This is a genomic window from Marinomonas phycocola (assembly GCF_047525455.1).
Taxonomy (GTDB): domain Bacteria; phylum Pseudomonadota; class Gammaproteobacteria; order Pseudomonadales; family Marinomonadaceae; genus Marinomonas.
This window is the reverse complement of record NZ_JBLIXL010000023.1, coordinates 22,287-48,430: the sequence shown is the minus strand read 5'-3', so window position 1 is coordinate 48,430 and position 26,144 is coordinate 22,287. Positions and strand designations below refer to the sequence as shown.

Genomic DNA, 26,144 nt, shown 5'->3' with positions numbered 1-26,144 from the left:
GAAAGTAAAATCAAAACGATGTTTTTTCTTCTTGTTGGACTGTGACTCGTTGTTCTGAGTGCTTGTCCGTGTCAGCGAGGGCGTATATTAAGGATCTACAGATTTAGTGCAACCCTTTTCATGATTTTTTTACAAAAAACTTCAACACATTAATAATTCAGTAACAATCACAAAAAAACATCTATTTTTTGTACTATTTTAATGTCTTTTTCATTAATTTCGGCCTTATAGGCAATCACTTCCACCCCTAAAGCGACAACTTCTTTTAACGCCTCTGCATAGCTAGGGTCAATTGATGAAGCGGGCCGAACATCATCAATGCCCGTATGACTTGCACAAAAGAGCAAAACAGCTCTATGACCTTGATTTACCATAGAAGCCAGCTCATATAAATGCTTCTTGCCTCTTTCAGTTATAGCATCTGGAAAGTACCCCCTTCCATCTTCTTCTAATAAAGTGACATTTTTAACCTCTACGAAGCACAAATTTTCTTTCATATCTTTCGATGAAGACAGCAACCAATCAATCCGACTATTCCCACCGTATTTAACTTCTGACTTATGGAAATCATACCCCTGAAGCTCCTGAATAATACCAAGATCAATTGCTTCTTTAACCAATTTATTAGGGAGTCCCGTATTTATGCATGCAAGATGAGTCTGATCAACTTCTACTAATTCCCATGTATAAGCATACTTCCTTTTGAGGTTACCGCTTTTTGAAATCCAAACTCTCGCACTCTCTTGCTGACAACGCTTCATTGACCCCGTATTTGGACAATGCACAGTTATTACAGAACCATCACCTAACTGAACATCCGCAAGAAAGCGTTTGTATCGCTTAATTAGCCTTGCTTCAACTAAAGCATTTACAAATTCCACTTTAAACACCTTTTTCAATGAATAAAAAAACCGCAAAAAAATGCGGCTTTTTACAATAGTTATTTTAATAATGCGTAGATTAATCCGCTTTTTTATTCCCACTCAATCGTTGCAGGAGGCTTCGAGGAAACATCATAGGTAACACGTGAGATATTTTCGATTTCATTAATAATTCGGCTTGAAACCGTTTCCAACAGGTCATAAGGAAGATGAGCCCAACGCGCAGTCATGAAATCAATTGTTTCAACAGCACGCAATGCAACAACATACTCATAACGACGACCATCACCAACAACACCAACCGATTTAACAGGAAGAAATACCGCAAACGCTTGGCTAGTTTTTTCATAATAACCAGCATTACGCAGCTCTTCTATAAAGATAGCATCCGCGCGACGAAGAGTGTCTGCGTATTCTTTTTTTACTTCACCTAAAATACGCACACCTAAACCCGGCCCAGGGAACGGGTGGCGATAAACCATGTCATACGGCAAACCAAGTTCCAAGCCAAGCTTACGAACTTCATCTTTAAACAATTCACGTAAAGGCTCAATCAAAGACATTTTCATATCTTCTGGCAAACCACCAACATTATGATGCGATTTTATAACGTGAGCTTTACCTGTTTTAGACGCTGCAGACTCAATAACATCAGGATAAATCGTGCCCTGAGCTAAAAACTCGACTTCGTTTAACTTAGAAGACTCTTCATCGAAGATTTCAATGAAGGTATTACCAATAATTTTACGCTTCTTCTCAGGATCTGCTTCTCCCTTCAAACAACCCAAGAATAGATCTTCCGCATCAACCCTGATCACTTTTACACCCATGTTTTCAGCAAACATAGCCATAACTTGATCACCTTCATTTAGGCGTAACAAACCATTATCAACAAACACACACGTTAATTGAGAACCAACAGCCTTGTGCAATAAAGCAGCAACCACAGAGGAATCAACACCACCAGAAAGCGCTAGTAAAACCTGCTTGTCACCGATCTCATCACGCATACGATCAATTGCATCTTTCGCAATGTTGGCTGGAGTCCATAAAGTGTCACAAGCACAGATTTCTTCAACAAAGCGAGATAAAATACGACCGCCTTGTTTTGTATGAGTGACTTCTGGGTGGAATTGAACACCGTAGAATTTTTTGGCTTCGTGAACCATGCCCGCAATAGGGCAACTTTCTGTAGACGCCATTAAAGAAAAGCCTTCAGGCATCTCTGTAACTTTATCACCATGACTCATCCACACATCAAGCAGAGGCACGCCATTGTTCGCAATATGATCTTCAATACCACCAAATAAAGAGGAATTATCATGAGAACGAATTTGCGCATATCCAAATTCACGAACATCAGAAGCAGCAACCTTTCCGCCCATTTGCCCTGCCATGGTTTGCATACCATAGCAAATACCTAAAACAGGAACACCTAACGTAAATACCGAGTCAGGTGCACGAGGGGAACCTGGCTCAGGCACGGACTCAGGACCACCAGCTAAGATAATACCTTTAGGGTTAAAATCTTTGACTTCCTGATCATCCATATCAAAAGCACGAACCTCACAATACACGCCAATTTCACGTACACGACGTGCAATTAATTGCGTATATTGAGAACCAAAATCAAGAATCAGAATTTTATGAGCGTGGATATTTTGCGACATTATTCAGCCTGTCCTTTGCCCTTTATCATCGGGCTAATCAATAAAAAAGATGGGGCAAATAAGCCCCATCTGAAATCATACATACTATTGAGGGTTAACCCGCATGATAGTTTGGCGCTTCTTTTGTAATCGTAACATCATGTACATGACTTTCACGCATCCCTGCACCCGTAATTCTAGAGAATTGAGTTTTGGTGCGCATATCATCAATACTTGCTGATCCAGTATACCCCATTGAAGAACGAACACCGCCCATTAATTGGTGCACAACCGTAACCATAGGTCCCTTACAAGGAACACGGCCTTCAATACCTTCAGGAACCAGTTTTTCTACACCGCTGCTTGCATCTTGGAAGTAACGATCACTTGAACCTTGAGACTGGGCCATAGCCCCCAAAGACCCCATACCACGATAAGACTTAAATGAACGACCTTGATACAAAACGATTTCACCCGGTGCTTCATCCGTACCCGCCATCAAGCCACCAACCATGATGGCACTTGCACCAGCAGAAATGGCTTTTGCTATATCGCCAGAAAAGCGAATTCCGCCATCCGCAATAACAGGAACACCGTATTCAGCCATCGCTTCAGCAACGTTACCCACGGCAGTAATTTGTGGAACACCAACACCAGAAATAATACGAGTAGTACAGATAGAACCTGGGCCAATACCCACTTTTACGCCATCAGCACCTGCTTTTGCTAATGCAATTGCCGCGTCTGCCGTCGCTATGTTTCCACCAATAACTTGAACTTGAGGGAAGTTTTCTTTCACCCAACGAACACGATCAATAACGCCTTTAGAATGTCCATGAGCAGTATCAACAACAATAACATCCACGCCTGCGTCAACCAAAGCAGCCACTCGATCAGATGTATCGGCACCCGTTCCGACGGCTGCACCAACACGAAGTCGGCCCTCAGAATCTTTACACGCATTAGGGTATGCCGTTGCTTTATCAATATCAGTTACTGTATGCATACCACACAATTCAAAATCATCGTTTACAACAAGAACTTTTTCGATACGATGTTCGTGTAATAACTTACGAACCGAACCAGATGAGGCACCTTCAAGAACCGTCACTAAACGATCTTTTGGTGTCATAATATCAGCAACTGTTTTTTCAAAGTTCTTCACAAAACGTACATCACGACTGGTCACTATACCTACAAGTTTTTCGCCTTCTACAACAGGAACTCCTGAAATATTATAGCTTGTTGTTAGTTGAACCAATTCACGAACAGAGGCCGTTGGTGAAATAGTCACGGGATCACGAACAATGCCAGATTCGTATTTTTTTACGCGACGGACTTCAGCAGCCTGCTCTTCAACAGTAAGGTTTTTGTGAATAAAACCGATGCCTCCTTCTTGAGCCAACGCAATCGCCATACGGTATTCAGTAACCGTATCCATTGCAGCTGATACAAGTGGCAAATTCAGTTCTATGTCTTTGGTTATACGAGTTTTTAGGCTAACGTCCTTCGGAAGGACTTCAGAATAGCCAGGGATAAGCAATACGTCGTCAAACGTTAAAGCTTCTTGCGCAATTCGTAACATAATGAGGTGTTTCCAATGCCAACTAGAGGGTTTAAGATGGCAAGTAATTCTATCTGAATAGTCCCCATCGGTAAATCAAAAGTACGAGAGATTGATGAATTATTTTACAACTCCCACAATAAAAGAAACTGCCTTCACTGTATCCAGTTTAAATCGGCAAATACAACAACTACTTGAAGCAAGTTTACCGTGGATTTTAGTAGAGGGAGAAATTTCCAATCTTGCCCGTCCAAACTCAGGGCATTGGTACTTTTCATTAAAAGATGACAAGTCTCAGATTCGTTGTACTATGTTTAAAAACAAAAATAATTTGGTTCGCTTCAAGCCAAAAGAAGGAGACATGGTTAGACTTCGAGCAAAAGTCACTTTTTATGGGCCTAGAGGTGATTGCCAACTTTCTGTTGAATCAATGGAGTCCGCAGGAGAAGGCGCACTACAAATGGCTTTCGAACGACTCAAAGCTAGCTTAAAAAGTGAAGGGTTATTTAATTCTTCAACAAAAAAAGCATTGCCTAAAATGCCTGAAAGAGTCGCTTTAATCACCTCTTCCACAGGGGCCGTTATTCGAGACATAGTAACAACGTTTAAACGCCGTTTTCCTCTGACCGAATTAACACTCTTCCCTTCCACGGTTCAAGGGAATGGCAGCGTTGAGAACTTAATCAAACAATTGCATCGCGCTGATTCCAACAATTACTTCGACGCTATCATTATTGGTCGAGGTGGTGGATCTTTAGAGGACTTATGGAGTTTCAATGACGAGGCATTAGCCAGAGCTATTTTTTCAGCCAATACACCCATTATTTCAGCGGTCGGGCATGAGACAGACTTCACCATTTGTGACTTTGTCGCCGATACGAGGGCCCCCACCCCCACAGCAGCAGCGGAATTATTAAGCCCAGACCAAAACACGCTAATTGAACGTTGTCTACATCAAAGTGATGCCCTCGAGCATCGTATTGAACAACAAATTCAACAACACCAACAACGTCTTGATTTCTTAATAAAAGCCATTCGTCACCCTAAAGAACGCCTTGAACAACAAGACCAACAACTCAATCAACTGACTCAACGCTTAATTCAATCGATTAGACTGACTCTAGAAAAACAGAACACCAACGTCAATCACCTTTCTCAGAGGCTTGAGTATACCTCACCACAGAAAACCTTATCTCAAAACAAAGCACAGCTTGATCAATATCAAAATAGACTTGGAAAAGCATTGCAACAGAACCTAACGAATCAACAGCAACGCTTTATCAACATTATGGAGAAGCTCAATTTAGTGAGTCCTTTAAACATATTGTCTCGTGGCTATGCCATTCCCACGAAAGACAAGCATGTTATCCGATCGATCAATGATGTAACAAAAGGCGATGCCATCCACGTTAGGATCGAAGACGGCATAATGGAATGCGAAGTGAAGTAACAAGAAAAGATACTTTAACAACACAGTGGCCTTCTTGACATAGGCGGCCGTGTTACTTAAAACGCCTGAACGAATCATGCATTAATGAACGTCTAACTCGTAACGTTCTATTTTTTTCAATAATCCTTGCCTTGATAAGCCGAGCTGACGTGCCGCTTGGCTGCGGTTTCCTTGACTTTGCTCTAATGCACAATAAATCAACTGTATTTCTAATTGCTTTACTTGTTGCTCCATTGTCTGTGTTAAGTCTACCGCAGCCGCTGTTTTTTTAACGTTAAAAACATTCTCACTTTCTTCAATAAAACTTGCGTCTTCAAGTGATGCATTATTTGCCATTCCTTCCCCCGCTGTAACAGGTGCGTTAGGATACAACAAAGCAATATCCGATAGGGTCACTTCCCCGTCACGCGCAATAGACACCACACTGTCTAACGCATTTTTCAACTCTCTCACATTACCCGGCCACGGCTGTAATCGAAACCAATTAAATGCATCGCTAGATAAAAAATACGTTTGTTTATGACTTTTTGAAAGCTGCTGTAAAAAATTAGGCACCAATACTGAAACATCTTCCAACCGTTGGCTTAAAGGCTGAGTTTCAATATTAACGCCTTTTATTCGATAATATAAATCCTCCCTAAACTCGCCTTCCTCTATTTTCGTAACAAGGTCAGCATTGGTTGCCGAAATAACGCGAACATCAATGTGCTGCTCTACTCTTCCACCAATGGGAAAATAGGTTCCTTCCTGCAACACCCTTAATAACTTAACTTGCATTGGAAGCGGCATTTCACCTATTTCATCTAGAAATAGAGTGCCATTATTTGCCAGAGACAATAGCCCCTTTTTATCTTTATCTGCTCCAGTAAAGGCGCCTTTCGTGTAACCAAACAATTCGCTTTCCAACAAATCAGCCGGAATCGCCCCACAATGCACAGAAACAAAAGGCTTATCCGCCCGTAAACTCAGCGAATGTAGCGTACGCGAGATCACTTCTTTTCCAGTGCCTGATGGCCCAGTCACCAACACTCTTACATCCGTTGGTGCAATACGTTCGATTAACGCTCGAACTTGTAACGCATTACTAGAACAACCAATAAAGGCACTGGCATCCTTTTCTTGCTTAACCTGTTGCTTTATCTGTTTAAGCTCTTTTTCCAAGAAGCGTTTACTTACAGCACGCTTTACAACAACCTCAAGTAAATCAGGATCAATAGGCTTTGCTATAAAATCCCATGCTCCTTGAGAAATCGCTTCTAGTGCTAATTCCCGATCGGCGTGTCCAGTAATGATAATAACGGGGCGACTACCAAATTCAGGCAGTTTAGATAAGGTTAGTTGCGGACTAAATTCAGGAGGCAATGATAAGTCCAGCAACACAAGGTCTGCATTGAATCTCTTTAACAAAGTCAGCGCTTTATCTATTTGCCCTGCTGTCATCACTTCGTACCCACTATTAGTCAGCCATAAAGAAGCCAGTTCGCAGAACGCAGGTTCATCGTCTATCAGTAAAATTTTACCAAGCGCCATAGTATTACTCTCTTTTCACACCTTCTAAAGTTGCTGTATATGAGGAAAAGTCAGTTCAAATGTTACTGGCCAGCCCAAATCAGTTCTATGATGAATGCTTCCTTTATGTGCATCCATAATGCGTTTCACTATCGCCAACCCCAATCCACTCCCGCCAGAGCGCCGAGTAACAAAGGGTCGAAAAAGCGTTTCATCCGTTAGGTCTTTATTTAACGCAGGTCCATTGTTATGAACCCGCAGCATCATAGCTTGATCGTCCTCGCTTAATAGCGCCTCCACCAATAAACGACTGTCATTTTCATTACGCAAAAAAGCCACCGCATTGTCTAACAAATTAACGATAACTTGTTGAAACCGATGTGTATCCACTTCAATTTTTAACATTGAATCGACATTAATTGTGCAATCGATGCCTTTCATATCCATTTGCTGCACAACCGCGTGGATCAGAGGTGCAACTACTAATGTGTTTTTTTGTATGGTCAACTTACCGGAATAAATCAACATATCTTGAATAAGACGATCTGCTCTTGTGAGTTGGGTTTGTATATGACGTTTCGTTTCTGGTGTCGTGCTATGAGCTGCTATCGAAATAATATTTAGAGGATTGCGTAATTCATGCGCCATTGCCACAGACAAACCACCTAGTTCTACCAAGTGGCGCTCACCCAATCGTTTTCTCTCTGTCTCCGCTAACACTAAAGACTGCTCCAACAACCCACATTGTGTTGAAAACAATGAACCAAACACTTCCGCCGTCAATCTCTGCCCTGGGCTTGCCTCTTCCCAACCGTGTAAAACAAACAACCAACCCGACGATGTTTTATAAACCCACATTTCAGGCACGTTATTATCACAAAAAGAATCAAAATTATCTTTTTCCTGTTCACTAAATACGTCATCGGCATTAATGGTCACAATGACTTTTTGGCCTAACTGTTGCCCTAATATCCCTTCTCCAGTGTTCACTAACTCATGCCAATCTGTTGACTCTTTAAGTAAGTTTGACCAAGACTCAAGCGCCGATTCACTCAACTCTGTACCAGGGTAAACTAAACGCGCAACCAAACGATTTAACGGAGAATAAGTAAAGGTCCCCACTAGCAAAATAACCATTGAGTAAAGCCATAATTGCCAACTAGGAACATTTGCTAATGCCTGCAAACCCAAGCGCCCTGAAACCACACTGACCAAAGCCATCACGCATAACACAACAATCATCATAGCCAACCAAAGCAAAGCCCTATTGGCAAACGCATTGACGGATAGAATTTTATAACGCAATACGGCATACACGAGCAGTAAAAGGTACGAAGGCAACAGCAGCATAGGGTAAGGAAACCAATTAATACCAAAAGAAGGGAACACAAAGCTAGTCGCCAATGTGAGTCCCCAAGCCGCCACACCAAAAATAACCAAAATGGATCGCTTCTTATTACCTTTGTGCTTACGCCAACCAAAGAGCAAAACCGCATGGGCGAACACACCAATAAAGACGGTATAAATTAAGTTAAACCACCCCGAGTCCGTAAAAACAAAAAATACCTCCATTGTTTCTGATGAACTTACTCCGCCAGCATCAACAAACCAACTTAGTAGCACAACAGAAGTACTGACAACATAAACCCAAGGAAGACGCTTATACAGAAGAGATAACCATGTAGGAGACGTAATACCCGTTTTTACAAACGCGGTTGAAAAATGCAGGAAAAAAGTTGGCATTAAAGGGTTCGCTAAAATCAGTTGAACTCCCAAATCAGAAAAATCATGGAATAAAGCACTGTGCCCCAAACACCAAATCGCCATCATAATGGCAAAGCCAGATAACGCTTGTAAATCTCGCTGCTGTCGTGCTCGCCACACGATCCACCCAGCGACTAAACAACCAATAGCGCTGGTCATTAGCATAGCAATTTCAAAAAAAAACGACAGAGACAATATGTAAACCTCGTTGACAGTCAAAAAATCAATTGTGGATTAAGCGTAAACCAAGTTTACACACTTTGTCAGAAAAAATTAAAAACCTTTAAATTCAGTCGATTAGAACCATTTTGGAGTTTGGCCTAAGTTTTGCTTTTAGTGTGTATACAAAAATTGATCCAACTCAAGCTTTTCTTACTTACAGGGTAATCCACTATGAACAACGACATTTTACTGATGGAAGTCATCACAATTAGCAGCATTGTCTGCTTAGCACTTTTACCTAACCTTGTTGCCGCCATTCGAAATAAGAAGTCATAAAAAAGAGCTGTATTTCTACATGTCATACGTTACCGTTTCACTTAATAAGCAGGTCATACTATGGAACTAGATGTTGCCATTTTATCTCGAGTCCAATTTGCTTTTACTGTTAGCTTTCACATTATTTTCCCAAGCATCACGATTGGATTAGCCACGTTAATTGCGATTTGGGAGGGGTTATGGCTCAAAACCCATAATCCGTATTACCTTCAATTAGCTAAGTTTTGGATAAAACCCTTTGCGATTACCTTTGGTATGGGGGTTGTCTCAGGCATTGTTTTGTCTTATGAATTTGGCACAAATTTTTCGGTTTTTTCCGAGTTGACCGGTGCTGTATTAGGCCCATTAATGGCATACGAAGTGCTAACCGCATTCTTTCTTGAAGCGGGTTTCCTCGGAGTTATGCTATTTGGTTGGCAGCGAGTCAGTCCAAAAATGCATTACATCTCCACTCTTGTCGTCACTTTAGGAACTTGGATATCGGCTTTTTGGATCATCGTTGCAAATTCATGGATGCACACACCTGCGGGTCACATTATTGTTGACGGAAAATTTGAAGTCGCCAGTTGGTTTGACGTCATATTTAACCCTTCAATGCCTTATCGCTTTACTCACATGCTTACAGCCAGCTTTATCACTGCAACATTTGTTGTTGCAGGTGTATGTGCTTGTTACTTATTAAAGAAACAACATCAAAACATGGCGAAAAAAGGATTGTCCATGTGTATGTGGATTGCCCTTATACTCACTCCGTTACAAGCCTATATTGGCGATTTGCACGGCTTAAATGTACAAGAGCATCAACCTATAAAATTGGCGGCTATGGAGGGTATATGGCCCGCTGAAGAAAAAAATGTGCCATTACTTTTATTCGCATTGCCCGATATGGAAGCAGAAAAAAACCATGCAGAGATCGGCATCCCCAATTTAGGAAGCCTGATTCTGACGCATTCATGGGATGGCGCGGTACAAGGGCTTAAATCGGTTCCACCGGAAGATCGTCCAAACGTTCCTCTTGTCTTCTGGTCATTCAGAGTGATGGTTGGCATTGGTTTTGGCATGATTGGCATTGCTCTGTTTGCACTTATTTTAAGACGAAAAGGCGCACTGTATAGCAACAAGGTATTTCTTTTCATTGTCACTCTATTCACCCCAACAGGTGTGATTGCGGTACTCGCTGGTTGGTATGTTGTAGAGATTGGACGCCAGCCTTGGCTTGTTCAGGGGTTAGTAAGGACCATCGATGTTGTGTCGCCCCTACCTCCAGAAAGAGTGCTCTTTTCACTGACTTTATTTGTGATCATCTATACCTTGTTATTTGGTGTGTATCTTTACTTTATGCGCAAACTCATTAAAAAAGGCCCTCCAAGTATGGAAGCACTAGAAAAGCAAATGATTGGTATGAAAGCGCCGGGGTATGCCTTAGCTTGGGTAAAAACCCTAAACAAATCTGAACAAGGAGACAAGTAATGGACTTAGCCTTTTTTTACTTCCTCATTCTGGGTTTTGCCATCTTTATGTATGTTTTACTTGATGGGTTTGACCTGGGTATTGGCATCTTGTTTCCATGGTTCGAAGAACAAGATCAACGCGACCATTTAATGCGTTCTATTTCTCATGTTTGGGATGGTAACGAAACATGGTTGGTATTTGGTGGCGTTATTTTATTTGCGGCCTTTCCTGCTGCTTACGCCAGCATTTTATCCATGTTTTATTTGCCAATAATGATCATGTTGTTTGCATTGATATTTCGTGGCGTTGCTTTTGAATATCGCTTTAAATCTGACCGATCAAAACCTTGGTGGGACATTGCATTTAGTGCAGGCTCAACCATTGTCGCGTTTTGTCAGGGCATTTTACTGGGGTCGCTTGTGCAAGGTGTACCAGAAAATGCCATCACGGCATCTAGTTGGATTTGGCTAACACCCTTTTCAATATTAACAGGCTTTGCTGTTATAACTGGCTATGCTTTGCTGGCAGCGTGTTATTTATACATGAAAAGTCGGAATGAAATACAACAAAGAGCATCAAGCTATGCAAAACGCCTGTTGTTAGTCATTGTGTTTTTTATGCTTGCCGTTAGTTTGTGGACTGTCATTGCTCAAACAGACATTCGTCATCGTTGGCTTGATGGTATGAACCCTATTTTATTAAGCCCTCTTCCCATTTTGAGCATTGTTTTGGGCGTTATTACATGGCGCAGTTTGAGTAATACAAAATTTGAAAGCCGCCCTTTTTGGTGTGTGGCGGGGTTATTCCTATTAGGGTTTGCTGGTTTGATTGTGAGTTTGTTCCCTTACTTGATTCCAAGACAACTGACATTTATGGAAGCCGCTGCACCCGACTCAAGTTTGATATTTTTACTCTACGGGGTTTGTATTTTTATTCCTCTTATTTGCGGATACACCTTATGGGGATATCGTGTCTTCGCAGGTAAAATTGAAGATTATCAGGAGGGGTATTAATGATTAATTTCTCTAAGGTCAAAAAGCACCTTCTTTCCAATGAAAAAGGCACAGCCTCTCAGCAGTGGATGTGGTTTCTAGGTCTTTACATTTTAGGTTTCATTGCATTAACAAGCAGCGCTTATTTTTTAAAGGGGCTAATGAGCTTCTTATAAAAAATATCGACATGGATTCCAGCCTTTCCCCTGCTTATCTTGTAATACGCCCTAAATAAGCAGGGGCTTTTAAATCATCAACCCTTATCGATTGAGCTACGAACAGCTAGAGCAAAAAGAATAAAACAGTTTTACGCCACTCGTGCCTTATAAAGCGGACCCTAAAAAAGCTTTTTATCAACGCTGTACAAATTCATCACACAACGCTTAAGTGATTTCAATTTCATTCTAAACAATTAAAAAACAGACCAACCAATACTTGCTGACAAGGCTTCTAATGCCGCCATACCAGCTAGGGAATTACCGGCTTTATTCAACTCCGGAGACCAAACACAAACCGAAAATTGATCCGGTACAATGGCAACAATACCACCACCTACACCGCTTTTTCCTGGTAAACCCACCCGATACGCAAAGTTACCCGCTTCATCATACAAGCCACTTGTCGCCATTAGCGCATTTACTTGTTTGGTTTCTTGACCTGTTAATACGTTTTCGCCACTGTGTGGACAATTTCCTTGATTGGATAGAAAACTAAAGGCCTTCGCCAAATCTACACAATTCATTTTAATCGCACAGTTATTAAAGTAATTACGCAAGACTTGTTCAACATCGTTATCAAAGTTTTTAAACGATTGCATTAAGTACGCCATCGATGCATTTCGTGCTCGAAACTCAAATTCTGAATCCGCTACTCTACGATCGTATTGAATATTTTTATTCCCAGATAAACGTCGAACAAACTCTCGCATGGCATGTTGAGGAGAAGCAAAACGGGATTGATTCATATCGCTTACGACTAAAGCGCCAGCATTTATAAAGGGATTTCGAGGAATACCAGATTCATACTCAAGTTGAACCAATGAGTTAAAAGGCTGACCGGAAGGCTCTCGACCCACTCTGTCCCACATGGTTTCGCCGTAGTGTTTCATTGCCAAAGTAAGACTAAAAACTTTGGAAATACTCTGAATGGAAAACTCCACACGTGTATCACCAATTTCAAACAGCTCACCCATATTACTGTATATGGCAATACCAAACTGATTGGCGTTTACCTCTTTTAACGCGGGAATATAACTCGCTACTTGACCTGTACCAATGAGTGGAGCGACTTGCTTAACAATTTCTTTTAGAATCTGATCCAATGGAATGACCTACTTTTATTATACTTTTGCTTAGCGTGTTAAAAAGACATGCATTTTTCCGCGTAAGTATAAAGCAAGCTCAAATCAATAGAACATATTTACTGCAATAAATTAGCAATAAACATATGTAATGCAGGTATATTAAGAAAAAGGAAGAAACAGTAGAGTGACATGATGAGCGCAGCATTTTGATGAATCTAAGTGCGCTTGATCCGAACAACCTTCATTATTTCCATGGACATACCCGCTACTAACTCGGTATCCGCATAATAGGTTAAATTCACCCGACAACCATCAAGAGACATATATTTTTTTTGCCGCTTAAAACGAAAAGGAACGTCACAATCTTCTAGCATGATAGTGTGTAATATCCACTCACCTTTCTGACGTTGAACATGTGATACCACTCTTTTGGCATCAGAGTGAATCAATTGCTCATTCTTTTTTAGCAAGTCCTTTGGATCTGAAATCACCAGCACACCTCATTTAAAATAATCGTTGCACTAGTATCTCATAAGTACCCATAAGTTTGTGTGTATTTTTTAACCAGCCCTATTCATGACCAACCGAGCCTCCAGATGGTTTAGTCGGTTCATTAGACAGCGTAACGCCCTCATTGGCAATGTAAGACTGCTTCAGTAGTTCAACATTATGACTCGACATTTTAATGACGGCTTTTTGCAATATTAGACTATTTGGATAAGTGATAATGTCTCCACCCAAGCGCTGAATAATCACATGGAAGGTAGAAATTTCAATAATATGACCCGTTATATCTTCATCCTTATCGCATACTTTAATCCAATCACCAATACGGTATGGAAAACCAAAAAAGATCAATAAGCTCGCCGTGATGTTACTTAAAATTGACCATTGAGCAAATAACGCCACCCCCATAACAGCAAACACTGAAGAGAAAAACACCGTCAACTGACCGTATTCAATTCCTAAAATCAAACAAGCCAAAATAATAACGGTTCCTGTCAGTCCTAAATTCAGCATTTTGCTAACGTAACTGACCCTCATGTCACTCACAGATTTCTTTTTACCCAATAACCGAATACTCGATCGAATCAAACGAGAAACAATGAAGTACCCTAGCAACACAAAGCAGACTAACAGCATCTTCATATTATTTCCCAAATCCAGCATAGAAACCTCATTCACAATCAACAGATACTCATAATACGAAGAACAATACCAAAGGAACCACTAATAAACTAAACAGATTCCCGATTAATACAATCGACGCCACTTTTTGGGGCTCCTGTTGATACAATTCCGCTACCATGTAATTTAAAATAGCTGGCGGTAAACAGGCAAAAATCAACAGATAAGTAAAATAATCCGCGCGTAACGCAAACAACAGGTTCCAAATAAATAAAACAATCAATCCACTTAGAGGACACAATATCGCTCCCAATACACCGATACGCCAATTTTTCAGATCCACCTGAGTCATACGTACACCCAATGCAAACAGCATCAATGGAATCGCAATTTGCCCTATCATATCAATGGGCACACTCAAGGCAATGGGCAAATGCCAGCCATTTAAACTCCATATCACGCCTAAAATAGTCGCTAATACCATAGGCATTTTTATAATATTCATGGGATTGGTTCTGGGGTTCATTAGGTACATGCCCAATGTAAAATGCAATATGTTTTCTGTCAGAAATAAAATAACCGCAATCGGTAAAACAGACTCACCAAAAGCCAGAACCAATAAGGGTATGCCCAAATTACCACTGTTATTAAACATCATTGGAGGCAATAAGGTTTTCACAGATATGCCCATCACTCGGCATACGGGCCAAACGAGAAAACCTGATCCGATGATGATCACGCTACTGGCTATAATTAATGTTTGATAATCCGCAATTTGAAAGTTCTTCGACGCCATAACAGAAAAAACCAGGGCAGGAATAAACACGCTCATGTTTACCTTATTTGGAATAGTCATGTCCGTTGGCCTAGCACGAGCATAGAAAAAACCAACGAATACGATGGCAAATAACGGAAACACAGTTTCAAATATTTTAAGGTAAAGCGATGATGTAACGTCCAAAGAAGCCTCTTGTCCATATATTCGTTAGTATTAATAAAAGAAGTGTAACCAGTTCGCTTTTTACGCGCCACTTAAAGTATGATTTAACGTCTGGCGAATCATGTAAACAAACCAAACTCTAAAGAGCTTTACCGTTTCCCTTGTAAAGTAGCCTTCTCTTTAAGGTAGCAATACAATGAATAAATGCACTTACTCTTTTAATAATTCCACTCAAGGCACGATTCAAATATCTCCTGAGAAAACCCTATTAGACGCGTTATCAGAAAACACATTGCCAATGAAAAAAGCCTGCATCAATGGAGCATGCGGAACTTGTCTGATGCAACTGGTAGAAGGTGAAGTTGACTATAATGGCCGTGTACCACGAGGATTAAACAGTAAAGAAATCGATACGGGGCACATACTTCCTTGCATTGCTCGATGCAAAAGTGATGTCGTTATTCGAGCAATATCTCCCCGTAAATAACGCTATTTCATTACAAGCGCTTACAAAGCATCCCTCAACTACGTATTATACGATCATTCAATTTGACGACACCTTCTCATGACAATCGACTCCAGCACACTGCCGATCCATTCTGTAATTCCATCCTTAAAGCAGCAATTAACGCATCGGGATACGGCTATCTTAGAAGCTGCTCCGGGTGCGGGAAAAACAACGCTTGTGCCTATTGCGCTACTTAACGAGCCATGGCTGGCAAAACAAAAAATCATCATGCTTGAGCCAAGGAGACTGGCAGCCAAGTCTGCGGCTCAAAAAATTACGATGAAGCAAAGCCGTAATACAACTTAATGTTTAAGAAAGAATGGTATTTCGCACAAGCGCTATACAGAAAAATACATCCAGTAACACTGCTTACAACTTTAAAATTGTATTTATTTTGATCAACTGGTACAGTTTATGGTCAAAAATATAAGCTTTCAGCTTTAATATAGAAGGTAATAATGCTCAAGTAGAAGGTAATAATGCTCAAGGTCCTCACCCACTACTTCAAAGCGATTGTACATAATTACGCATTTTGCGGTTTGTCAGGTGACGACTTATCTGAGCAGTCAAGAAAAGTTTTACTCATTAACTTATTCTGCTTTGTTGGTGTCTTATTCACTCTTCCATTGGGTTTAATCGCCATCGTAAATCAAGATGTATGGGTGGCCTCTTCAACCTTATTCATTTCATCACTTTATACACTTAATCATGTCTATTTGAGGTTCACTTTAAATTACGAGGTGTCTTCGAATGTTATTCTATACCCTCTTTTTATATTGATGCTTTTTTTAGTCTTTAGTGGAGGAGTCAATCAAACAGGTTTTGTATGGATTTACTGTATCCCTCCTGTTGCCATGTTTTTACATGGGCTAAAGCGAGGCATGATTGAAATTGTATTGTTCCTTTGCGTTTTACTGCTTATTTTCTTATTTCCTTCTGAGCTCGGTGCCACTTATAACTGGTCTCAAGAGCTTAAGAAAAGAATCGTTTATTCCTTTTTAGTGCTGGGGTTCTTATCCGCTGTTTATGAATACTCACGTATGAAATCAATTAGCATGCTGCGTAACCTAAGTGAAGAGTTACAAGTAGCATCTAAGACAGACCCTCTAACCACGCTACTAAATCGTCGAGGGATGCTTGAAGTTATTAATAAGGAGAGCAGCAATGATAAACAGGTTTTTGATAACGCACTTATTATTTGCGATGTGGATTTTTTTAAGAAGGTAAACGATAAATACGGCCATAACATTGGTGATGCGGTACTTATTGAATTATCCAACATATTCAAAGAAAATTGGGGAAAAGATGCTCACATCAGCCGATGGGGAGGAGAAGAGTTTTTAATTTTCATTCCATCGACGCTATTCGATATCATTCACCCTGAAGTCGAACGTTTTAGGAAACGCATTGAAAAAGTACGTTTTGGCGATTTAGATAATCCATTTCATGTAACACTCAGCTTCGGTATTGCACGCTTTAATTACCAAGAGTCAATAGATAACGCCATAAACAGAGCAGATAAGCATTTATACAAAGCAAAAAGTAATGGTAGGAATTGCATTGTTTCTGATTAGTTCTGAGTTTAGGAGTAATTGGCCGTCGTTATGTTATGTCGTATTCATGCCTCAACCCACCCTAGAAAGAGATAGAAAATAATCAATAAAGTGCCTATATGTGTATTTTTATTGGCAGCGAACTCAGACACATTTTTTCAACTTCTTTATCTTTTATTGGTCTTGAGAAGTAAAAACCTTGAAACTTTCTGCACCCAAGCGCTTTTAAATGATCAAACTGTTGCTCCGTTTCAACACCTTCAACAATGATATCGAGATTAAACTGCTCAGCAATACTCATAATACTTCTGATCAAACCATCTCCTTGTAAGCCCATATCAATAACAAAGCTGCGGTCAATCTTTAATGTACTTGCTGGCAGTGTTCTTAAACGAGTCAGCGATGAATAGCCTGTGCCGAAGTCATCGATGTGAATATTTACACCTATGCGTTGCAGTGCTTCAATTTGATAGATTATATTCTCTAAATTAATGTCTTCTAAAAAAGACTCGGTAATCTCTAATGATAATACACTGGCAGGCAAGTCATGCTTGCTTAAAAGCGACTGCACTGAGTGGTGGAAGTTCTCTTCTTTCAACTGTATAGGTGACACATTTACTGAAATAGACAATGCAGGGTTTAATCGACGTAACTCCTTTATGTAGGTTAATGCAGTTTCCAACACCCATTTACCAAAGTCCATTATATGCCCTGTATTTTCAACAACAGAAATAAATTCATCAGGAGGTACCTTTCCTAACAAAGGGTGATCTAATCGTACAAGCGCCTCAACTGCAGAAATCGCACCATACTCATTCACAATCGCCTGATATTCTAAATGGAAATACCGACCGTATTTCTTTTCATGCAGTACATTAATGACACCAGAGGCTAGCTCACTTGTACGAGCTAATTCGTGATTGAAACGCAATATACCACCTCGCTCTCCTTTACGTTTCAAATGCGTTGCCGCTAAATCAGCGAAATGAATGGCCTCTTCGATATTGCTTACGTCTTCTGGGTAATGAGTCACACCGATGGTCATGCGAATTTCTATGCGCTTATTACGAATGTATATCGACTCAGAAAAAGACTTATACAAGCTTGCTAGTACACCTAACGACTCAAGATCATCAATTGAGCAAATAACAAATTCATCGCCCCCCCAACGTCCAACAACTGTGTGTTTAGGTAGAATATCTATTAATAAGCTGCTGATGTGCTGCAACACTAAATCGCCGACTTCATGGCCTTTGCTGTCATTGATTTGTTTAAATCGATCCAAATCAAAAAAATAAAACTTTAAAGATCGGGACTTTTCTGCAAGTTGGCCGCAACGGTCTAAAAAACCTTCCCTATTATTCAGTTGTGTCAGACGATCCGTTAATGCCATTTTCTCTAAATCAGCCGTTCTTTCTCTCACTCGATTTTCTAAACGATGGTTTAGATCAAGTATTTGATTATTTTGCTCTTTTAAATTTTCAACCAAATCATCGTTTTTAAATGTCAACTCAATGTTATTAACAATTTGACGATGATGATTATGATGCCCAACTAACATGACAATACAAAAGAAAGCACCTAAAAAACCTAATAATGGCAACGAAGGAGTAATAAAAATTAATGTGATACTGGTTGGCAACAATGTTAGTACAATAAACACCTTACCTATAATTTTACTCGGGGCTAACACTCCTGTTGCACCACCAGCCAAAGCGCTGGCAATAACGGTAACTAAAAATCGCCCTTCTGTACCTAAATTGGGTAATGCAATGACAGCAATAATGGCCCAAGAAATCCCTCCAAGAGCAACACCAAGTACATAGTATTTAGTCCATACACTCAACGACTGAGGATCAGTAAGATGGTCATCAGAAACATTCTGTTTTCTATACAAAATATCTACATACAAACGACCGAGCATGAAGAAAACAGTGCAGTAGAACCATGAGTCTATATAAGGAATATTTAACGACGCTATTTGGTAGTAAACACTCAATAATGCAGTGAAATTCACTAAAATGCTGTATAAATTATTTTTATACGCAAGTTTTAGCAAACTCGACTCTATGTAAAATTGCTGTGTTTTTCGTTCCATTAACCTTCCTTACTGAACATAAGTAATCAGCATCTAATTTTTATTTATTCAAAGCAAAATTACCAATTAAAAAATGTGTGGTTTTGTCATCTCCAAAAAGCCCTGCTGCCAATATTAGAGAAAAGTCCTAATTTTCTAATATTGAGCATTGTATTTCGTGTAAAAAAGAGCAAAATAAAAAGATCGATAGTTGCATTTGAAACAACTGTTGAAAATTTTATTTTCTTCGTTATGCATGAAGAACTTCTCAGACTTTTAATGAGAATTGTGAATACTTTGTTTTCTATGTCGTACCTAACGACGCTTCCAAGAAAGTATTCAACATAGTCATTAAGCGTCTTTGCTTATCGCTCTATTTTAGGACTTGTTTTTATTATGTTTAAACATCTTAGTGCCGTCCCTGGTGACCCGTTACTGGCCTTAATCACTGCTCACAAAAATGATCCCAATCCCAATAAGGTAGATTTAGGTGTTGGAGTTTACAAAGATGATCAAGGAAATACACCTGTATTAAACAGCGTAAAAAAAGCAGAAGCTATTTTATTAGATCAAGAACATTCCAAAAGCTACTTAGGAATCAATGGCGCGCCTGAGTTCACACCGGTTATTCAAGAACTCCTTTTGGGCGAAAATAGTTCTATTATTGACGAAAAGCGCATATTTTCAGCACAAACTCCAGGTGGGACAGGCGCATTAAAAGTCGCGGCTGATTTTATCAGTTCTAGTTTACCTGATACCCGTATATGGGTGAGTGACCCAACTTGGGGAAACCATTTACCTATTTTTCGCAGTGCAGGTTTGAGTATTGAAACATACCCATACTATGATGCGAAAACAAATGGTGTTCGCTTCGACGATATGATGTCGTCATTAAAAGAAAACGCCAAAGCTGGTGATACAATTTTATTACACGCTTGCTGCCATAACCCTACAGGTATTGATCTGTCTTTTGAGCAATGGAAAATCGTTACTGCTTTTGTTGCAGAGCGTAGTCTATTACCTTTAGTCGATGCCGCTTACCAAGGGTTCGGTGATGGACTAGATGAAGACATGGCAGGGCTTCGTCATATGGCGTCACAGATACCTAATATGCTTATCTGTAATTCATTCTCAAAAAACTTTGGTATTTACCGTGAGCGTTGCGGTGGTTTAACAGTAATTGCAGAGACAACGGAAGAAGCAAGTAATGCTTACTCTATCATTGGCCTAGCCATTCGTGCCAATTACTCAATGCCACCAGCTCATGGCGCTGCTGTTGTGTATACCATTATGAACCATCCTGAACTAAAAGCAGAATGGATTGATGAAGTTAACGCAATGCGAGATCGCATTAATGGTCTACGTGAAAAGTTAGTCGTAAAATTAGCAGCATCAGGCGTATCCAAAGATTTTAGCTTTATACGTAACCAACGAGGCATGTTCTCATATTCAGGACTTACTTTGGAACAAGTCAGAAAGCTAAGAAGTGACTATTCCATTTATATTGCAGATACAGGCCGCATGAACGTTGCAGGCATTACTGACAATAACATTGATTATGTATGCGATGCGATTACTTGTGTTGTAGGATAAAAAAACACATCAAATAGGTTTTCTGTATTTTTGAAAGCACCAAGTTATTAATGTAATTTGGTGCTTTTTTGTACTCTTGCATTCAAGATCTTAATAAAAAGTAGTATTGTTATTTATGAAATACTTATAGACTCATCTCTTCATTAAATGAAACCAAACCTTTCTTGCTTATGGACATTAAGACATTCAAAATATTTCTCCACCTTTCTGAATCATTGCACTTCAGCCGTACAAGTGATGCATTCCACATTAGCCCTTCCACTCTCAGTAGACACATAAAACAGCTCGAAGAAGATTTAGGTTACTGTCTCTTAACGAGAGATAATCGATCGGTTTCTTTAACTAGGGAAGGTCAAGTTTTTCAAAGTTATTGCAGAGAAAGTCTTGCTCATTGGCAAGTGTTCAAACGATCTCTTGATGATCAAAATGCTCAACTGACAGGTGAAATTAGTCTCTATTGCTCCGTTACCGCAAGTTACAGCTTTTTGTATGATATTTTAAGCCAGTTTCGAGGACTTCACCCTAAAATAGAAATGAAACTCCACACTGGAGATCCAGCGCCAGCATTGTCTAGAGTATTAGAAAAGCACGAGGACATCGCTATCGCTGCAAGGCCATCGAATGTCCCTGCAAACTTAGTATTCAAGCGTATTGCTATTTCCCCCTTGGTGTTTATCGCCCCGAATGACGCATTGGCAAACAATGTAATAGGTGTGTCTAACAAGTTGGATCTACAGTGGGATAAAATCCCAATGATCCTATCTGAAGAAGGGCTTGCTCGCTCGCGCTCAGATCAATGGTTTAAACAAAAAGGAATTAAACCCAATATCTACGCCCAAGTATCCGGCAATGAAGCCATAGTAAGTATGGTATCCCTTGGATTTGGAATTGGAATTGTACCTAAAATTGTCTTAGATAACAGCCCATTAGCCAGCAAGATTACAATATTGGACATACAACCGGAATTGGACGCCTTTGATGTTGGCTTTTTTACGCTAAAGAAAAGTTTGAATAACCCTATTGTTAACGCATTTTGGAAACAGATTGGAGTGCGTTGACTATAAAACATATTTATTACAATACACAAAAAACCCATATTAATTAAAATCAATATGGGTTTTAAACATCAATTATACATAAGTAAACAGCATACTAAACCAGCTAGGTCGCGATTAAACACTGAGCACTTTCTCTCCGCGAGCAACACCAGAAACACCAGTACGAACGACTTCAAGTAAATGAACAGAACCGAGAGCACTTAGAAATCCATCCAATTTATCAGACTCACCCACAATTTGAACCGTATATATGGAAGGCGTCATATCAACAATACTTCCTCTAAAGATGTCAACAGTGCGTTTTACTTCTGCTCTTTGAGCACCCGTTGCACGGACTTTCACAAGCATTAGTTCACGCTCAATATGCTGCCCTTCAGTTAAGTCTACTAACTTAATAACATCGACAAGTTTATTAAGTTGCTTAGTAATTTGCTCAACAACTTGATCCGAACCAAACGTTGTCAATGTTAAACGAGATAACGTAGGGTCATCCGTAGTGGCAACATTTAATGATTCAATATTAAAATTACGCTGAGAAAACAAACCTACTACTCTAGACAAAGCACCCGGCTCATTTTCCATTAAAACAGAGATTATATGTCGCATATTAGGTTCGCTCCGTCTTGCTCAAGAACATATCACGCATAGCTCCACGAGGAACTTGCATTGGGTAAACATGCTCTTCTTGGTCTACAAAACAATTAATAAACACAAGTTGATCTTTCATCGCGAAAGCTTCAGCCATCTTCTCGTCCAGTTCGTCTTTGGTTACAATTTCAACGTACTTATGACGATAAGCTTCCATCAACTTAGCAAAGTCAGGCAATGAATCCATAAAGGAGTTTGAATAACGACCTTCGTAGTTCATGTCTTGCCATTGACGAACCATACCTAAATAACCATTATTTAAGCATAATATTTTCACAGGGAGGCCATATTGCAAGCAAGTAGAAAGCTCTTGAATATTCATTTGAATACTGCCTTCTCCTGTTACACAGACAACATCGCTTTCAGGGAAATTCAGCTTCACCCCCATCGCCGCGGGCAAACCAAAGCCCATGGTTCCTAGACCACCAGAGTTAATCCAACGGTTCGGCTTATCAAACTTATAATATTGCGCGGTAAACATTTGATGCTGACCCACGTCGGATGCAACAAAAGCATCTCCGTTTGTGGCTCTCCAGCATGCTTCAACCGCTGCTTGAGGTTTGATTTTTTCACTGCTGGTGTCGTAACGACCACCGTGAACCAAACGCCATTCATTAATTTGCTTCCACCAATTTGATAGACTTGCTGTATCGGCTTTCTTTTCCGATTCATTAACAAGAGACAACATTTCTGTTAACACTTGCTCTACAGGTCCAACAATCGGCACATCAGCACGAATTGTTTTAGAAATTGACGCAGGATCAATATCAATGTGCACAATTCTCGCGCCTGGGCAGAATTTATCAGGGTCATTTGTTACACGATCATCAAAACGAGCGCCAATACACACAATCAAATCACTGTGATGCATGGTCATATTCGCTTCATAACTACCATGCATGCCTAACATACCTACAAATTGCTTATCTGTTGCAGGATAAGAACCAAGGCCCATTAGCGTGTTGGTAACAGGGAAGTTTAGCTTTTTGGCTAATTCGACCAGTAAATTAGATGCCCCACCTAAAATGACACCACCGCCCGCATAAAATATAGGGCGTTTAGCCGCAAGAATAAGATCAACCGCTTTCTTTATTTGACCGCTATGACCTTTTATTGGTGGCGCATAAGAACGAAGCGAGACAGACTGAGGATAAGAATATTCATACTTATCATTTGGCATCGTCATGTCTTTTGGCACATCAATGACGACAGGCCCTGGACGACCTGAAGACGCAATGTAATACGCTTTTTTCAATACCATAGGTATTTCTGACGGATGCTTAATAGTAAAGCTGTGCTTCACTATTGGACGAGAGACACCAATCATATCCGTTTCTTGAAATGCATCCTCACCAATCAAGTAACTCATAACTTGACCACAAATAACAACCATTGGAATTGAATCCATATAGGCCGTTGCAATACCTGTAATTGTGTTAGTCGCCCCAGGGCCTGAGGTAACCAGTACCGTACCAGGCTTGCCTGTTGCTCTGGCGTACCCATCAGCCATATGTGTAGCAGCTTGTTCATGTCGTACTAGAATATGCTGTACATCTGATTGACGGTGCAGTGCATCGTAAATATGCAAAGCTGCACCACCTGGGTAACCGTATATAAATTCAACTCCCTCATCTTTGAGAAAGCGGGCGATCATTTCACCACCGGATAATAACTCCACCTTTTGATACCCTCTATATTTTATCTGTATGCTCATTTTATATGCACGTATTGTAACCGCATCAGCTAAGCAGATAAAAGTTGATTAGACAAATTTGCACAAGATATGCAGACACTTAGTAATTATTTAATTAAATAACACAAAATAATTGCAGTTCAACACTGCCCGCGTCTTTTCGCGAGAAATAACGCAAACAGAGAATCAATGTCGGCGTTATGTAGTATATGAAGAAAGACATGCTTTCTCAGGATAGGCTGTTGGCCTAAAGTAGGAATCCAACAAGGGTGTTTGTTGAAAATATGCACTGATTTTCACAAACTTTCCTTTAGGTTGTCAACATTTTTTATCTGCAATGCATTCAACTATTGCTCTTAAGAAGCCTTCGTGGTGAGATACGCTTAATGACATCTAAAGGAGTCAAAGAAATGGTAAGTGAACTAAACCAACAACGTATTATTGATGAATTTTTACGCTGCTTTCGTAAAATGTTAATGGAACCAGAAATTTCAGCTGAATTGGTTAGAATTGCAAAAGATCACATCAATGATCCTGATGCGTTTAACACCATTGCAATGGAAGTCTCTAATCAAACAACACTAAAAATCCCTGAAGACATGACAGAAGCCGATAAAATGTTTATTAAAACATTGATCGATGTCGTTAAAGGCGATTCGATGCTGTACTAATACGGACTCACCTAACAATTATTTATGTTGTATTTGTTAGGCGAGTTTTTACTGCTTTCTGAGTTTGCCCATTCCCTTCCTATTTGTAATGTTTTATGACCTCTCAATCTGATACCTCTACCGCATTTAATGTGTCTCCAGAATCATTAGATGCACTCACATCAAACATTAAAGAATGGGCAAAAGAGTTTGGTTTTGCCGAAGCGAAAGTGACAGGCATTGATCACAGCCATCACAAAGAGAACTTCGACCAATGGATTGAAAAGGGCTATCAAGGCACCATGTCGTACCTGGAAAATCATGGAGACATGCGCTTTAAAGCGGATTTGCTGCATCCAGGGACACGACGAGTTATTTCTTTAAGAATGCATTATTTACCACAATCGGTAGAAACAGTCAGACGCTTAAAAACATCCGATAAAGCCTATATCGCACGTTATGCTCTGGGGCGAGATTATCACAAGCTCATGAGAAAACGCCTTACGCAACTAGCAAAACGTATCCAAGAACGCATAGGAGACCATGGCTATAGAGCTTTTGTTGATAGCGCGCCAATCCTTGAAAGACAAGTAGCAGAAGAAGCCGGTATGGGATGGGTAGGTAAAAACACTCTATTACTTACACCAAAAGCAGGTAGCTGGTTTCTCTTAGGAGAAATTTTCACAAATCTTCCGCTTCCTATTGATCCCCCTCAACTTACCAAACACTGTGGAAGTTGCACCGCTTGCTTAGACCTTTGCCCTACTAATGCATTCGTTGAGCCTTGGGTATTGGATGCTAGAAAGTGTATTTCGTATCTTACCATTGAATACGATGGAATCATCCCAGAAGAGTTAAGATCGAAAATGGGGAATCGCATTTTTGGTTGCGATGATTGTCAATTAGTTTGCCCTTGGACAAAATACGTAAATTACACCGAAGAAGAAGACTTCCAACCAAGACACAATCTCGATAGCGCCGATTTAACGGAATTATTCTTATGGGATGAAGCATCTTTTTTGAGAAAAACAGAAGGATCGCCAATTCGACGTACTGGCTACATCAATTGGCTCAGAAACATCGCCATCGCTCTTGGTAATGCAAAAACATCCGATGCGATTATTAACGCTCTACAACAAAGACAACACCATGACTCCAACATCGTGACAGAACACGTTTTATGGGCACTAAAAAGGCATCAGAATAATGCTTAATGCCTTTGTAAACACACCCT

General features: G+C 40.1%; 23 protein-coding genes. 11 read left to right on the top strand and 12 right to left on the bottom strand.

Features of this window, described 5'->3' with window-relative positions; all coding sequences use genetic code 11:
• Positions 1–167 precede the first annotated feature (167 nt).
• The 3 genes from sfsA to guaB all read right to left on the bottom strand — a co-directional run bounded on the left by sfsA (position 168) and on the right by guaB (position 4,115).
• Entirely contained in the window at positions 168–881 is a 714-nt protein-coding gene (gene sfsA / locus ACMUMJ_RS14275; protein ID WP_414679526.1) for a DNA/RNA nuclease SfsA, read from the bottom strand.
• 92 nt (positions 882–973) lie between these two features.
• Entirely contained in the window at positions 974–2,551 is a 1,578-nt protein-coding gene (gene guaA / locus ACMUMJ_RS14270; RefSeq protein ID WP_414679525.1) for a glutamine-hydrolyzing GMP synthase, read from the bottom strand.
• Between the two features lie 94 nt (positions 2,552–2,645).
• A complete protein-coding gene (gene guaB, locus ACMUMJ_RS14265; RefSeq protein ID WP_414679524.1) occupies positions 2,646–4,115 on the bottom strand; it encodes an IMP dehydrogenase in 1,470 nt (489 codons plus the stop codon).
• A gap of 94 nt (positions 4,116–4,209) precedes the next feature.
• Here guaB and xseA point away from each other — a divergent pair, with 94 nt between their 5' ends.
• Positions 4,210–5,544 (top strand): exodeoxyribonuclease VII large subunit, encoded by a 1,335-nt coding sequence (gene xseA / locus ACMUMJ_RS14260; protein ID WP_414679523.1) that lies wholly within the window; start codon positions 4,210–4,212, stop codon positions 5,542–5,544.
• Between the two features lie 81 nt (positions 5,545–5,625).
• On the opposite strand, the gene ACMUMJ_RS14255 is transcribed toward xseA, so the two are convergent.
• Both ACMUMJ_RS14255 and ACMUMJ_RS14250 read right to left on the bottom strand, forming a co-directional pair.
• Positions 5,626–7,074, bottom strand: a complete 1,449-nt coding sequence (locus ACMUMJ_RS14255; protein ID WP_414679522.1) for a sigma-54-dependent transcriptional regulator — start codon at positions 7,072–7,074, stop codon at positions 5,626–5,628.
• Between the two features lie 24 nt (positions 7,075–7,098).
• On the bottom strand, positions 7,099–9,012 hold the full coding sequence (locus ACMUMJ_RS14250; RefSeq protein ID WP_414679521.1) for an ATP-binding protein: 1,914 nt from the start codon (positions 9,010–9,012) through the stop codon (positions 7,099–7,101).
• A gap of 363 nt (positions 9,013–9,375) precedes the next feature.
• Here ACMUMJ_RS14250 and ACMUMJ_RS14245 point away from each other — a divergent pair, with 363 nt between their 5' ends.
• The 3 genes from ACMUMJ_RS14245 to ACMUMJ_RS14235 are packed head-to-tail and all read left to right on the top strand — an operon-like array spanning position 9,376 to position 11,935.
• Positions 9,376–10,785: a cytochrome ubiquinol oxidase subunit I gene (locus ACMUMJ_RS14245; protein WP_414679520.1), complete on the top strand. Its 1,410-nt coding sequence runs from the start codon at positions 9,376–9,378 to the stop codon at positions 10,783–10,785.
• Positions 10,785–11,780, top strand: a complete 996-nt coding sequence (gene cydB / locus ACMUMJ_RS14240) for a cytochrome d ubiquinol oxidase subunit II (protein ID WP_414679519.1) — start codon at positions 10,785–10,787, stop codon at positions 11,778–11,780. The genes ACMUMJ_RS14245 and cydB overlap by 1 nt, the downstream gene beginning before the upstream one ends.
• Positions 11,780–11,935, top strand: a complete 156-nt coding sequence (locus tag ACMUMJ_RS14235) for a hypothetical protein (RefSeq protein WP_414679518.1) — start codon at positions 11,780–11,782, stop codon at positions 11,933–11,935. The genes cydB and ACMUMJ_RS14235 overlap by 1 nt, the downstream gene beginning before the upstream one ends.
• 236 nt (positions 11,936–12,171) lie before the next feature.
• On the opposite strand, the gene glsB is transcribed toward ACMUMJ_RS14235, so the two are convergent.
• The 4 genes from glsB to ACMUMJ_RS14215 all read right to left on the bottom strand — a co-directional run bounded on the left by glsB (position 12,172) and on the right by ACMUMJ_RS14215 (position 15,151).
• Positions 12,172–13,080 carry a glutaminase B gene (glsB, locus tag ACMUMJ_RS14230; RefSeq protein WP_414679517.1) on the bottom strand — a complete coding sequence of 303 codons (909 nt, stop codon included), beginning with the start codon at positions 13,078–13,080 and terminating at the stop codon, positions 12,172–12,174.
• Between the two features lie 197 nt (positions 13,081–13,277).
• Complete coding sequence (locus tag ACMUMJ_RS14225; RefSeq protein WP_414679516.1) at positions 13,278–13,553, bottom strand: hypothetical protein; 276 nt, start codon at positions 13,551–13,553, stop codon at positions 13,278–13,280.
• A gap of 79 nt (positions 13,554–13,632) precedes the next feature.
• Complete coding sequence (locus ACMUMJ_RS14220; protein ID WP_414679515.1) at positions 13,633–14,232, bottom strand: mechanosensitive ion channel family protein; 600 nt, start codon at positions 14,230–14,232, stop codon at positions 13,633–13,635.
• 28 nt (positions 14,233–14,260) lie between these two features.
• The gene (locus ACMUMJ_RS14215) at positions 14,261–15,151 is read right to left on the bottom strand and encodes an AEC family transporter (protein WP_414679514.1); all 891 of its coding nucleotides are present in this window, start codon (positions 15,149–15,151) and stop codon (positions 14,261–14,263) included.
• A 175-nt stretch (positions 15,152–15,326) separates the two neighbouring features.
• On the opposite strand from ACMUMJ_RS14215, the gene ACMUMJ_RS14210 reads away from it, so the two are divergent.
• From ACMUMJ_RS14210 to ACMUMJ_RS14200, 3 genes are all read left to right on the top strand, one after another.
• A complete protein-coding gene (locus ACMUMJ_RS14210) occupies positions 15,327–15,617 on the top strand; it encodes a 2Fe-2S iron-sulfur cluster-binding protein (protein ID WP_414679513.1) in 291 nt (96 codons plus the stop codon).
• A 78-nt stretch (positions 15,618–15,695) separates the two neighbouring features.
• Complete coding sequence (locus ACMUMJ_RS14205; RefSeq protein ID WP_414679511.1) at positions 15,696–15,944, top strand: hypothetical protein; 249 nt, start codon at positions 15,696–15,698, stop codon at positions 15,942–15,944.
• A gap of 173 nt (positions 15,945–16,117) precedes the next feature.
• Positions 16,118–17,212 carry a GGDEF domain-containing protein gene (locus ACMUMJ_RS14200; protein WP_414679510.1) on the top strand — a complete coding sequence of 365 codons (1,095 nt, stop codon included), beginning with the start codon at positions 16,118–16,120 and terminating at the stop codon, positions 17,210–17,212.
• Between the two features lie 94 nt (positions 17,213–17,306).
• On the opposite strand, the gene ACMUMJ_RS14195 is transcribed toward ACMUMJ_RS14200, so the two are convergent.
• Positions 17,307–19,289: a putative bifunctional diguanylate cyclase/phosphodiesterase gene (locus ACMUMJ_RS14195; protein WP_414679509.1), complete on the bottom strand. Its 1,983-nt coding sequence runs from the start codon at positions 19,287–19,289 to the stop codon at positions 17,307–17,309.
• 375 nt (positions 19,290–19,664) lie between these two features.
• Here ACMUMJ_RS14195 and ACMUMJ_RS14190 point away from each other — a divergent pair, with 375 nt between their 5' ends.
• The gene (locus ACMUMJ_RS14190; RefSeq protein ID WP_414679508.1) at positions 19,665–20,861 is read left to right on the top strand and encodes an amino acid aminotransferase; all 1,197 of its coding nucleotides are present in this window, start codon (positions 19,665–19,667) and stop codon (positions 20,859–20,861) included.
• Positions 20,862–21,031: 170 nt separating this feature from the next.
• Positions 21,032–21,919: an HTH-type transcriptional activator IlvY gene (ilvY, locus tag ACMUMJ_RS14185; RefSeq protein WP_414679507.1), complete on the top strand. Its 888-nt coding sequence runs from the start codon at positions 21,032–21,034 to the stop codon at positions 21,917–21,919.
• A gap of 114 nt (positions 21,920–22,033) precedes the next feature.
• Here ilvY and ilvN read toward each other — a convergent pair whose 3' ends face one another.
• Positions 22,034–22,525 (bottom strand): acetolactate synthase small subunit, encoded by a 492-nt coding sequence (gene ilvN, locus ACMUMJ_RS14180; protein WP_414679506.1) that lies wholly within the window; start codon positions 22,523–22,525, stop codon positions 22,034–22,036.
• Position 22,526: 1 nt separating this feature from the next.
• On the bottom strand, positions 22,527–24,245 hold the full coding sequence (locus tag ACMUMJ_RS14175) for an acetolactate synthase 3 large subunit (protein WP_414679528.1): 1,719 nt from the start codon (positions 24,243–24,245) through the stop codon (positions 22,527–22,529).
• Positions 24,246–24,646: 401 nt separating this feature from the next.
• Here ACMUMJ_RS14175 and ACMUMJ_RS14170 point away from each other — a divergent pair, with 401 nt between their 5' ends.
• Positions 24,647–24,931, top strand: a complete 285-nt coding sequence (locus ACMUMJ_RS14170; RefSeq protein ID WP_414679505.1) for a hypothetical protein — start codon at positions 24,647–24,649, stop codon at positions 24,929–24,931.
• Between the two features lie 95 nt (positions 24,932–25,026).
• The gene (gene queG / locus ACMUMJ_RS14165; protein WP_414679504.1) at positions 25,027–26,124 is read left to right on the top strand and encodes a tRNA epoxyqueuosine(34) reductase QueG; all 1,098 of its coding nucleotides are present in this window, start codon (positions 25,027–25,029) and stop codon (positions 26,122–26,124) included.
• The last annotated feature ends 20 nt before the right edge of the window (positions 26,125–26,144 follow it).

Excerpts from the sequence above, each read along its gene's own strand:
- guaA (WP_414679525.1), bottom strand. The coding sequence starts at position 2,551 with ATGTCGCAAAATATCCACGCTCATAAAATTCTGATTCTTGATTTTGGT.
- guaB (WP_414679524.1), bottom strand. The coding sequence starts at position 4,115 with ATGTTACGAATTGCGCAAGAAGCTTTAACGTTTGACGACGTATTGCTT.
- xseA (WP_414679523.1), top strand. The coding sequence starts at position 4,210 with ATGAATTATTTTACAACTCCCACAATAAAAGAAACTGCCTTCACTGTA.
- ACMUMJ_RS14255 (WP_414679522.1), bottom strand. The coding sequence starts at position 7,074 with ATGGCGCTTGGTAAAATTTTACTGATAGACGATGAACCTGCGTTCTGC.
- ACMUMJ_RS14245 (WP_414679520.1), top strand. The coding sequence starts at position 9,376 with ATGGAACTAGATGTTGCCATTTTATCTCGAGTCCAATTTGCTTTTACT.
- cydB (WP_414679519.1), top strand. The coding sequence starts at position 10,785 with ATGGACTTAGCCTTTTTTTACTTCCTCATTCTGGGTTTTGCCATCTTT.
- ACMUMJ_RS14235 (WP_414679518.1), top strand. The coding sequence starts at position 11,780 with ATGATTAATTTCTCTAAGGTCAAAAAGCACCTTCTTTCCAATGAAAAA.
- ACMUMJ_RS14220 (WP_414679515.1), bottom strand. The coding sequence starts at position 14,232 with ATGCTGGATTTGGGAAATAATATGAAGATGCTGTTAGTCTGCTTTGTG.
- ACMUMJ_RS14210 (WP_414679513.1), top strand. The coding sequence starts at position 15,327 with ATGAATAAATGCACTTACTCTTTTAATAATTCCACTCAAGGCACGATT.
- ACMUMJ_RS14205 (WP_414679511.1), top strand. The coding sequence starts at position 15,696 with ATGACAATCGACTCCAGCACACTGCCGATCCATTCTGTAATTCCATCC.
- ACMUMJ_RS14200 (WP_414679510.1), top strand. The coding sequence starts at position 16,118 with ATGCTCAAGGTCCTCACCCACTACTTCAAAGCGATTGTACATAATTAC.
- ACMUMJ_RS14195 (WP_414679509.1), bottom strand. The coding sequence starts at position 19,289 with ATGGAACGAAAAACACAGCAATTTTACATAGAGTCGAGTTTGCTAAAA.
- ACMUMJ_RS14190 (WP_414679508.1), top strand. The coding sequence starts at position 19,665 with ATGTTTAAACATCTTAGTGCCGTCCCTGGTGACCCGTTACTGGCCTTA.
- ilvY (WP_414679507.1), top strand. The coding sequence starts at position 21,032 with ATGGACATTAAGACATTCAAAATATTTCTCCACCTTTCTGAATCATTG.
- ilvN (WP_414679506.1), bottom strand. The coding sequence starts at position 22,525 with ATGCGACATATAATCTCTGTTTTAATGGAAAATGAGCCGGGTGCTTTG.
- ACMUMJ_RS14170 (WP_414679505.1), top strand. The coding sequence starts at position 24,647 with ATGACATCTAAAGGAGTCAAAGAAATGGTAAGTGAACTAAACCAACAA.
- queG (WP_414679504.1), top strand. The coding sequence starts at position 25,027 with ATGACCTCTCAATCTGATACCTCTACCGCATTTAATGTGTCTCCAGAA.